This window comes from Leifsonia sp. KNZ12-8B, assembly GCF_056755495.1.
Genome location: NZ_JBPGXM010000138.1, coordinates 1 through 9,708 on the forward strand (window position 1 = coordinate 1; position 9,708 = coordinate 9,708).

Below are 9,708 nucleotides of genomic sequence, written 5' to 3' on the forward strand. Positions count from 1 at the left end.
CCCCCCGGGCAAATCCCCCGGCCCCGGGGTGTTTTCGGCGTTCCCCCCCGCGGGGCCCCTTGTCCCCCCCCCCCCCCCCCCCCCCCGGGGGGGGGGGGGCGGTCCCCACCCTTGGAACGACGACGACGTACGAACTCGAGGACACCATGAGCGCCACCCTCTACACCGAATCCGAGGAGCTGATCGTTCCGAAGCGCACCCGCCGGGGCCGCCGGAGCGACGCCGAGCCGCGCAAGCCGGGCGGGCTGGGCTTCGGCTACTGGTGGTGGGCGCTTCCCGGTGTGCTCCTCGTCCTCGCGATCCACTACGTCGCGACCACGGTCGGCGGCTTCTTCGCCTTCACGAACTGGTCCGGGATCGGCGCCTTCGAATGGGTCGGGCTCGACAACTTCGTCAAGATCTTCCAGGACCCGACGAAGATCGGCGCCCTCGGGAACACGCTGTTCCTCGCCTTCGCCTCGGTCATCCTCTCGAACGTCGCCGGCCTGGCGCTCGCACTCGGCGCCAACCGCATCGTCAAGACCCGCTACACGCTGCGCGTGCTGTTCTTCATGCCGGTGGTGCTGAGCCCGCTGGCGACCGCCTACATCTGGAAGTTCATCTTCGACTACAACGGCCCGATCAACGCCGTGCTGAAATCGGCCGGGCTCGGTTCGTTCGCCAAAGCGTGGCTGGGCGACCCCAACTTCGCCATCTGGGCGATCCTCATCGTGATCGTCTGGCAGCAGACCGGCTTCGCGATGGTGATCTACATGGCCGGCCTCGCGTCCGTCCCGATCGAGGTGGAGGAGGCGGCCGCCATCGACGGCGCCGGCCTGTGGCAGCGGTTCTTCAGCATCGTCCTCCCCGCCATCCGCCCCTCCGTCGCCATCGCGACGACGCTCGGGCTCGTGAACGGGTTGAGGATCTTCGACCAGATCATGGCGCTCACCGCCGGCGGGCCGTCCGGCGCGACCGAGACGCTCGCCACGCAGGTCTACAAGCAGGCGTTCTCGCTCGGCAACTTCGGCTACGGCGCGGCACTCGCGCTGCTGCTGACCGTCATCATCCTGGTCTTCGCCATCATCCAGCAGCGCCTGACCAACGCGCGCCCCGAGGAGGCCTGACGTGTTCCGCTACACCAAGCTCACCCTGCTGCGCGAGATCGGCCTCTGGATCCTCGCCATCGTCTTCCTGCTCCCCTTCTACTTCCTGATCTCGACGGCGCTGAAGCCGGACACGGAGCTGTACACGACCTCGCCGCTCGCCTGGCCCAAGGCGCCGACCTTCGACAGCTTCACCGCCGCGCTGTCGGGCCAAGGCCCGGCGAACATCCTGGTCGGCCTGATGAACAGCGTGATCATGACCGTCGGAGCAGTGATCATCCTGGTGCTGCTCGGCTCGCTCACCGGCTACGTCATCGCGCGCAGCACGAAACGGTGGAGCAGGGGGATGTACTACCTGTTCCTCATCGCGATCGTGCTGCCCACGCAGCTCGGCACCGTGCCGCTCTACATCGGCGCACGCACCATCGGTCTCACCGGCACCGTCTGGGGCATGATCATCCTCTACTCGGGGATGCTGCTGCCGCTGGCGATCTTCCTCTACGCGGGCTTCTTCCGCGGCCTCGGCACCGAGTACGAGGAGGCTGCGGCGATCGACGGCGCGAGCCGCACGCAGATCTTCTTCCGCATCGTGCTGCCGCTGATGTCCCCGGCCACCGGAACCGTCGCCATCCTCGCCGGTCTCATCATCTGGAACGACTTCTTCACCGCCCTGATCTTCCTCGGCGGCTCGCAGAACCAGACGCTGCCGGTGGCCATGTACTTCTTCATCGGCGCCCTGGTGTCGAAGTGGAACTCGATCTTCGCCATCGTCATCATCTCGATGATCCCGATCCTCCTCTTCTACCTGTTCGCCCAGAAGCGCTTCATCCAGGGCTTCGCCGGCGGGCTGAAGGGGTGAGCATCCCCGTCCCCGACCACCCCATGCTCTGACGTGAAGGAAACCATGTATCAGCTCTCACCCAACATCGAACTGCTCTTCACCGAGGCCGGCGCCTACGAGGACCGCGTCCGCGCCGCAGCGGCCGCCGGGTTCACGGCGGTGGAGATGTGGGGCCCCACGGGCGTCGACGCCCCCGCGAAGCCCAAGGACATCCCGGCGCTCAAGGCGGCTCTCGAGGAGACCGGCACGGCCTTGACCGCGCAGCTCGCCGAGCCCCGCACGCAGTTCATGATCCCGCCGCGCGACCACTCGGAGTTCTACCGCAAGCTCGACGAGGGCGTCGCCATCGCGCAGGAGCTCGGCTGCCCGCGCATCGTCGTGGGCAGCGGCACCGGTTTCGGCGGCAGCAAGCGGCAGACGCAGCTCGACGAGCTCGCCGAGATCTACCGCAAGGCGATCGCGCAGATCGAGGGGTCGGGCATCACGCTCGTGCTCGAGGCGGTCAACATCCGCGTCGACCACCCGGGCTCGCTGCTCGACCGGACGGCGGAGTCCGCCTACGTCGCCCGTGCCGTCGACTCGCCGTACTTCGGCATCCTCTACGACCTCTACCACTCGACCGTCGAGGGGGAGGACGTCGCCGCCGAGCTGGCGAACGCCGGCGACCTCGTGCGCTACGTGCAGATCGCGGACGCCCCCGGGCGCGGCGAGCCTGGCACCGGCGCCATCGACTGGGAGGCCGCACTCGCGACCCTGCGCGACTCCGGGTACGACGGGCCGATCGGGCTCGAGTACTACCCGACGACGGAGTCGACGGCGTCCGTCGCCTACATCAGGAAGCTGGTGTCGGCATGACCTCCGGGAGCCGCTATCCCGTGTCGGTCGCCGTGGTGATCGTCGGCAGCGGGCCGACCGGCGCCGCGTACGCCCGTGTGTTGAGCGAGGAGGCGCCGAACGCCACCGTCGCGATGTTCGAGGTCGGCCCCACGGTCTCGAACCCGCCCGGTGCGCACGTGAAGAACATCGAGGACGCGCAGGCGCGCGCACAGGCGCAGGAGCGCTCGGAGGGGCCGGGCGCAGGAGCTGCGACCGTGAGCTCCCCGGGAGCAGTCACGGCCGGCACGCGGGCGGGCCGTCCGGGCACGTACCTCCTGCAGGACGGCTACCAGGCGCCCGGTGAGGACGGCCTCCCGGTCGCCGCCTTCTCGAGCAACGTCGGGGGCATGGGCGCGCACTGGACCGGGGCCTGCCCGGAGCCCGGCGGCAAGGAGCGGCCGGACTTCGTCCCCGGCTTCGACGCGCTGCTCGACGACGCCCGCCGCCTGCTCGGCGTCACGACCGACGCCTTCGACGGGGCGCCGTACTCGCAGCTCGTCCGCGACCTGCTCGCGGCCGCCGTCGACGAGGGGCGCACCGCCGCGCAGCGGGTGCAGCGGATGCCGCTCGCCGTGCACCGGCGCGAGGACGGCCGCCTGGTCTGGTCCGGCTCCGACGTCGTCTTCGGCGAGGAGACCAGGAGCAACCCGAACTTCACCCTGTTCGACGAGTCTCTCGTCACGCGCGTGCTGCTCGAGAACGGCGAGGCCGCCGGAGTGGAGGTGCGGGACCGCCGCACGGGCGAGGTCCACCGCGTCGCCGCCCGCTACGTGGTCGTCGCTGCCGACGCGCTGCGGACGCCCCAGGTGCTCTACGCCTCCGGGATCCGTCCGGACGCCCTCGGCCGGATGCTCAACGACCAGACGCAGATCGTGTACGCGTCCCGCCTGCGCGACGTCGCACCGCCCCCGGAGACCGACGTCGCCGCGTCCGGCACGATCCACGAGCAGAGCGGCGTGAGCTGGGTGCCGTACACGGACGACGTCCCGTACCACGGCCAGATCATGCAGCTCGACGCGTCACCGATCCCGCTCGCGGACGACGACCCCGTCGTCCCCGGCTCGATCGTCGGACTCGGGCTCTTCTGCGCCAAGGATCTGCAGTGGGACGACCGGGTGGCCTTCGCCGACGGCGAGGTCGACTCGTACGGCATGCCGGCGATGCGCCTCCACTACCGGCTGACGGACGCCGACCGCGCGGCCATCGCCGGTGCGCGGGCCGAGATCGTGCGCCTGGCCGAGGCCGTGGGCGATCCGATCGGCTCCGAGCCGTTCACCCTCCCGCTGGGATCGTCGCTGCACTACCAGGGAAGCGTGCGCATGGGGCCGACGGACGACGGCACGAGCGTGTGCGGCCCGGACAGCGAGGTGTGGGCGGCGCCGCGGGTGTTCGTGGCCGGCAACGGCGTGATCCCGACGCCCATGGCCTGCAACCCGACGCTCACCAGCGTCGCCCTGGCCGTGCGCGGCGCACGCCGGATCGCCGCGGACCTGGAGCAGTCGCGCTCCGCCCCGGCATCCTTGTCTTACGTCTAAAATCGACATTAGAATGAACAAATCATGAAAAAGAGGGTCGCGCTGCTGCGCCCTCACGACGAGGAGGTCGACGAATGATCCCCGATCGCATCATCGAACAGGGCACGCTGCGCACGCACGGCGCCCGCGCCGCGGTGGAGGTCCGCATCCCCTGGTACCGGGCGCTTCCGGCGTCCTGCATCTCGGACGTGTCGCTCACGGTCGACGGGATCCCCGCACCGCCCGACTCCCTCCGCTGGGAGATGAACGGCAAGACGTTCCGGCTCGCCGACCTCGCGGACAACACCGAGGAGTGGTGGTTCCCACTCGATTCGGCGGTCGTCTCCGGCGACATCCCGGTGTCCGAGGGGGAGGGCGAGCACGCGGTCGACGTGGAGCTCAAGCTCTACATCCCCTACATCATCATCGACAACGACCAGGTGCTCCGCATCGAGGAGCACGACAGCAAGAGCATGAAGGCGGTGGCGGCATGAGCGAGCTCGGCAAGCCCATCCAGGGGGTCACCCTCTACAGCTTCACCCGCGCGTTCCACGGCCGCGAGTACGACCTCGAGCATCTGATCCGCAAGGTCGCCGCCGACGGCTACGGCCCCGGGCTCGAGATCATCGGGTTCTCGAGCTTCCGCGGCTTCCCCGCGCTGGAGGACTCGTTCGTCGGCTGGTTCCGCGACCTCGTCGCCGAGACCGGGCTCGTGCAGACCTCGCTCGCGATCAACGCCGACATCGGCATCCACCGCGACCGGCTGCTGAACCAGGACGAGCTGATCGAGTACATGACCCGGCAGATCGAGGCGGCGGCCCGGCTGGGCTTCCCCATCGCCCGCGTGCAGATCTCGATCGAGCCCGACTCGATGGAGCGGCTCGCGCCGATCGCCGAGAAGTTCGGCGTGACGCTCGCGCTGGAGGTGCACGCCGACCAGTACGCGTCGCACCCGCGCATCCTCGCGCTGCGCGACCGGTACGAGAAGGTCGGCTCGCCCTTCCTCGGCTTCACCGCCGACTGGGGCGCGACCACGTCCGGCTTCGCGCCTTCGCTGATCGAGGCGTACCGTCGCCGCGGCGCCTCGGAGGAACTGCTCGCCAAGGTCGTCGACCTGTGGAACGGCTTCTACCAGGCCGGCCCGCCGGCCGACCAGACCGAGCACGGTCAGCGCTTCGGCGCCTTCATCGGGCTGGCGGCGCAGAACGGGCGCCCCGACCTGGGCGTGGACATGGCCATCAACGGCACCGGCCTCTTCGGCCCGGCCCGGGTGGACGACTGGCTCGAGATCATGCCGTGGATCCGCCACGTGCACGGCAAGTTCTTCGGCATCGACGAGAACGGCGAGGAGCCGTCGGTCCCGGTCCGCGACCTCATCCGCCTGCTGGTCGAGAACGGCTACGACGGCGCGATCTCGAGTGAGTACGAGGGCTGGCACTGGAACTACTGGCAGAGCCCGTTCGACATCATCGCCGGCGAGCAGGCCGTGCAGCGCTCGGCGGCCGAGGCCGCGGGCTCCCGCATGGTCGTGGATGCCGACGAGGCCCGCCAGCAGCTCGCCGCGCACCTGGCGCAGCCGGTTCAGGCCTGAAGGGAGGCGGACAATGACCGACGAGAACGGCATCGCCGGAACCGGCATCAAGCTCGGCATCACCCTCTACTCGCTGACCAGCGAGTTCGCGGCCGGGCTCTACACGCCCGAGACGCTCATCAAGGCGGTTCACGACGAGGGTCTCGGGCCGGGCATCGAGTTCAACATCGCGCAGATGCTGCGGACCTACCCTGACGTGGACGACGAGTTCGTCCGGCTCTGGCGCGACAGCACCGAGAAGTACGGACTGGAGCCCAGCGCGGTCGGGACCAATCTCGACATGGGCCGCCGCAAGGATCGCGACATGACTCCGGACGAGGAGTACGACTTCCTCGCCCGGCAGCTCGCCACGGCCGACGCCCTGGGGTTCCGGACGATCGTGATCCGCTCGGCCGGCAAGGAGCTCCTGCGCCGCCTGCTCCCGCTGGCCGAGAAGTACCACCAGAGGCTCGGGTACGAGATCCATGCGCCCTCCGGCCCCAACGACCCCACGGTCGTCGGCATCCGCGAGGTCTACGACGAGCTCGGCAGCGACCGGCTCGGCTTCACCGCCGACTTCAGCTCCACCATGCACAGCCTCTCGCCGACCCTGCTCCGGACGCTGTCGCAGATGGGGCTCGACGAGAAGCACTTCCCCGTCATGGACGAGATCTGGCACGAGCCCACCCCGATGCACGTGCGCAACCAGAAGTTCGAGGACTACCTGCGCGGCGAGGGCGTCGACCCCACCGGGTTCGGCCCGTTCACGCGGCTCGCCTTCAACATGCACGGCCTGGTCCCGCCGGAGGAGTGGCTGGACATCATGCCGCAGATCTTCCACGTGCACGCGAAGTTCTACGACATCGACGAGAGCGGTCAGGAGCCGGCGATGGACATCCCGCGCATCGTGCGCCAGTTCGTCGAGGGCGGATACCAGGGCTACCTCTCCAGCGAGTGGGAGGGTCACGCCTTCTCCGACCTGGGCGAGTCAGACCCGATCGACCTGGTGAAGAAGCAGCACGCGCTCATGCGGCGCACGATCGAGGACGCCGTCGCGGGCGCGCGGGTCTGACGGAAGGACATCATGGCAACCCACAACTCCCTGTTCGCGGAGACGGACGTCCGCCGCCATTCCGAGGGCATCGCCGTCTCCATCCAGCTGCCCTGGTACCGCAGTCTCTGGCTGTCCGCCGTGGACGACGTGGCCGCGACCGTGGACGGCGTCGACATCCCGAAGGAGAAGCTGCGCTTCGAGCTCCAGGGGCGGTCGTACGCGATCGACGAGCTCCCCGACCAGTGGGACACCCTCTGGTTCGTCGCCGACCGGCCCGACGTGATCATCCCCCTCGACACCGTGCCGGAGGCGGGCGCCACGGTCGACGTGGACGTCGTGCTGACCATGCGCCTGCTCTACATGCAGATCGCGCCCATGCGCTACGTGGGCAACCGCGTCGAGGTCGAGCGGGAGGTGGTGCTCGCATGACGCTCCGGGTCGCCATGATCGGCTACGGGTTCATGGGGGCGGCGCACTCGGTCGGCTGGCGGCAGGCGCCGCGCATGTTCGACCTCCCGGACGAGGTGGAGCTGGCGGTGGTCGTCGGTCGCAACGCCGACGCCGTCGCCGCCGCGGCCGCCAAGTGGGGCTGGGCCGAGTCGGCGACGGACTGGCGCGAGGTGATCGCCCGCGACGACATCGACATCGTCGACATCGTCACGCCCGGCGACTCGCATGCCGAGATCGCCATCGCCGCCCTGGACGCCGGCAAGCACGTCCTGTGCGAGAAGCCGCTTGCCAATACGGTCGAGGAGGCCGAGGCGATGGCGGAGGCCGCCGCGCGCGCCGCCCAGAACGGCGTGCGATCGATGGTCGGCTTCACCTACCGCCGGGTACCGGCGGTCACGCTGATGCACGACCTCATCGCCCGCGGGCTGATCGGCGACGTACGCCAGGTGCGCGCCGCCTACCGCCAGGACTGGCTCGTCGACCCGGAGGTCCCGCTGGCCTGGCGCCTGCAGAAGGAGCACGCCGGGTCGGGGGCCCTGGGCGACATCGGCGCCCACATCATCGACATGACCCAGTTCGTCACCGGGCTGGATGTCACCGCGGTCTCCGGGACCATCGAGACCATCGTCAAGCAGCGTCCTGTGCTTGCGGAGCGGTCCGGTCTGAGCGGGACCTCGAGCGGCGAGTACGGCGAGGTGACGGTGGACGATGCCGCGCTCTTCACGGGACGCCTGTCCAACGGAGCGCTGACCTCCTTCGAGGCCACCCGGTTCGCCACCGGACGCAAGAATGCGCTGACCATCGAGATCTCCGGCGAGAACGGGGCCCTCGCGTTCGACCTCGAGCGGCTCAACGAGCTGCGGCACTACGACCGCACGGCGCCCGCCGAGCTCCAGGGCTTCACCGACATCCTCGTCACCGAGCCGGAGCACCCGTACGTCTCGGCCTGGTGGCCGGCCGGTCACATGCTCGGCTACGAGCACGGCTTCTCGCACCAGGTCGTCGACCTCGTGGGCGCGATCGCGCACGGGACCGATCCCGCGCCGAGCTTCGCCGACGGGCTCGGCGTGCAGCGGGTCCTCGCGGCGGTCGAGGACAGCGCGGCGAACGACTCCGCCTGGGTCCGCGTGGGCTCCGGCGTCACGGCAGCAGCATTGGAGGACTGACATGGCACGACCGATCACGCTGTTCACCGGCCAGTGGGCCGACCTCCCGTTCGAGGAGGTGGCCAGGCTCGCCGGCGAGTGGGGGTACGACGGACTCGAGATCGCCTGCTGGGGCGACCACCTCGACCCGGCGCGCTGGGACGACGACGCGTACGTGCAGGGCAAGCTCGACGTGCTCGAGCGCAACGGCCTGAAGGTGTGGACGATCTCCAACCACCTCAAAGGTCAGGCGGTCTGCGACGATCCGATCGACGAGCGGCACCGCGACATCCTCCCGGACTCGGTGTGGGGCGACGGCGACCCCGAGGGCGTGCGCCAGCGCGCGGCCGAGGAGCTCAAGAACACCGCCCGCCTGGCGGCGAAGCTCGGCGTGAAGACGGTCACCGGCTTCACCGGGTCGTCCATCTGGAAGTACGTCGCCATGTTCCCGCCGGCGTCCGACGCGATGGTCGAGCGCGGGTACCAGGACTTCGCCGACCGCTGGAACCCGATCCTCGACGTCTTCGACGAGGTGGGGGTCCGGTTCGCGCACGAGGTGCACCCGTCCGAGATCGCCTACGACTACTGGACGACCGTCCGGGCGCTGGAGGCCATCGGCCATCGCGAGGCGTTCGGGCTCAACTGGGATCCGTCGCACATGGTGTGGCAGGACATCGACCCGGTCGCCTTCCTCTGGGACTTCCAGGACCGCATCTACCACGTGCACTGCAAGGACACGAAGAAGCGGCTCACCAACGGCCGCAACGGCCGGCTCTCCTCGCACCTGCCGTGGGCGGACCCGCGCCGGGGCTGGGACTTCATCTCGACCGGCCACGGCGACGTGCCGTGGGAGAACGCGTTCCGGATGCTGAACGCGATCGGCTACGACGGTCCGCTCTCGGTGGAGTGGGAGGACGCCGGGATGGACCGGCTCGTCGGCGCCCCCGAGGCGCTGGAGTTCGTCCGCCGCCTGTCGACGTACGAGCCGTCCGCGGCTGCCTTCGACGCGGCCTTCTCGACGAAGTAAGGGGTCAGCAGGGCACGGAAGGGGGGCCCGGCCCCCGGGGGGGGGGGGGCCGGGGCCGCCCCCCCCCGCCCCCGCGGGGCGCCCGCGCGCGGCCCCCCCCCCCCCCCCCCCCCCGCCCCCCCCCCCGGCGGCCCCCGCGCCGGCGG

The 9,708-nt window shown here is 70.0% G+C and carries 10 protein-coding genes; all 10 read left to right on the plus strand.

The window, feature by feature from the left end:
- Positions 1 to 146: 146 nt before the first annotated feature.
- Positions 147 to 1,106, plus strand: coding sequence for a carbohydrate ABC transporter permease (locus ACR9ZG_RS16015; RefSeq protein WP_481285846.1), 960 nt, complete (start codon positions 147 to 149; stop codon positions 1,104 to 1,106).
- 1 nt (position 1,107) lies between these two features.
- The gene (locus ACR9ZG_RS16020; RefSeq protein WP_481285847.1) at positions 1,108 to 1,944 is read left to right on the plus strand and encodes a carbohydrate ABC transporter permease; all 837 of its coding nucleotides are present in this window, start codon (positions 1,108 to 1,110) and stop codon (positions 1,942 to 1,944) included.
- Between the two features lie 45 nt (positions 1,945 to 1,989).
- Positions 1,990 to 2,781: a TIM barrel protein gene (locus tag ACR9ZG_RS16025; RefSeq protein WP_481285848.1), complete on the plus strand. Its 792-nt coding sequence runs from the start codon at positions 1,990 to 1,992 to the stop codon at positions 2,779 to 2,781.
- On the plus strand, positions 2,778 to 4,337 hold the full coding sequence (locus ACR9ZG_RS16030; RefSeq protein ID WP_481285849.1) for a GMC oxidoreductase: 1,560 nt from the start codon (positions 2,778 to 2,780) through the stop codon (positions 4,335 to 4,337). Before ACR9ZG_RS16025 ends, ACR9ZG_RS16030 begins: the two co-directional genes overlap by 4 nt.
- 74 nt (positions 4,338 to 4,411) lie before the next feature.
- Positions 4,412 to 4,810: a C-glycoside deglycosidase beta subunit domain-containing protein gene (locus ACR9ZG_RS16035; RefSeq protein ID WP_481285850.1), complete on the plus strand. Its 399-nt coding sequence runs from the start codon at positions 4,412 to 4,414 to the stop codon at positions 4,808 to 4,810.
- Positions 4,807 to 5,907 carry a sugar phosphate isomerase/epimerase family protein gene (locus ACR9ZG_RS16040; protein ID WP_481285851.1) on the plus strand — a complete coding sequence of 367 codons (1,101 nt, stop codon included), beginning with the start codon at positions 4,807 to 4,809 and terminating at the stop codon, positions 5,905 to 5,907. Before ACR9ZG_RS16035 ends, ACR9ZG_RS16040 begins: the two co-directional genes overlap by 4 nt.
- 13 nt (positions 5,908 to 5,920) lie before the next feature.
- Positions 5,921 to 6,958: a sugar phosphate isomerase/epimerase family protein gene (locus tag ACR9ZG_RS16045; RefSeq protein ID WP_481285852.1), complete on the plus strand. Its 1,038-nt coding sequence runs from the start codon at positions 5,921 to 5,923 to the stop codon at positions 6,956 to 6,958.
- A gap of 12 nt (positions 6,959 to 6,970) precedes the next feature.
- Positions 6,971 to 7,369: a C-glycoside deglycosidase beta subunit domain-containing protein gene (locus ACR9ZG_RS16050; protein ID WP_481285853.1), complete on the plus strand. Its 399-nt coding sequence runs from the start codon at positions 6,971 to 6,973 to the stop codon at positions 7,367 to 7,369.
- Positions 7,366 to 8,556 carry a Gfo/Idh/MocA family protein gene (locus ACR9ZG_RS16055; RefSeq protein ID WP_481285854.1) on the plus strand — a complete coding sequence of 397 codons (1,191 nt, stop codon included), beginning with the start codon at positions 7,366 to 7,368 and terminating at the stop codon, positions 8,554 to 8,556. The genes ACR9ZG_RS16050 and ACR9ZG_RS16055 overlap by 4 nt, the downstream gene beginning before the upstream one ends.
- A gap of 1 nt (position 8,557) precedes the next feature.
- Complete coding sequence (locus tag ACR9ZG_RS16060; RefSeq protein WP_481285855.1) at positions 8,558 to 9,562, plus strand: sugar phosphate isomerase/epimerase family protein; 1,005 nt, start codon at positions 8,558 to 8,560, stop codon at positions 9,560 to 9,562.
- The last annotated feature ends 146 nt before the right edge of the window (positions 9,563 to 9,708 follow it).

Coding starts and splice junctions, on each gene's coding strand:
- ACR9ZG_RS16015 (WP_481285846.1), top strand. CDS start 147: ATGAGCGCCACCCTCTACACCGAATCCGAGGAGCTGATCGTTCCGAAG.
- ACR9ZG_RS16025 (WP_481285848.1), top strand. CDS start 1,990: ATGTATCAGCTCTCACCCAACATCGAACTGCTCTTCACCGAGGCCGGC.
- ACR9ZG_RS16030 (WP_481285849.1), top strand. CDS start 2,778: ATGACCTCCGGGAGCCGCTATCCCGTGTCGGTCGCCGTGGTGATCGTC.
- ACR9ZG_RS16035 (WP_481285850.1), top strand. CDS start 4,412: ATGATCCCCGATCGCATCATCGAACAGGGCACGCTGCGCACGCACGGC.
- ACR9ZG_RS16040 (WP_481285851.1), top strand. CDS start 4,807: ATGAGCGAGCTCGGCAAGCCCATCCAGGGGGTCACCCTCTACAGCTTC.
- ACR9ZG_RS16045 (WP_481285852.1), top strand. CDS start 5,921: ATGACCGACGAGAACGGCATCGCCGGAACCGGCATCAAGCTCGGCATC.
- ACR9ZG_RS16050 (WP_481285853.1), top strand. CDS start 6,971: ATGGCAACCCACAACTCCCTGTTCGCGGAGACGGACGTCCGCCGCCAT.
- ACR9ZG_RS16055 (WP_481285854.1), top strand. CDS start 7,366: ATGACGCTCCGGGTCGCCATGATCGGCTACGGGTTCATGGGGGCGGCG.
- ACR9ZG_RS16060 (WP_481285855.1), top strand. CDS start 8,558: ATGGCACGACCGATCACGCTGTTCACCGGCCAGTGGGCCGACCTCCCG.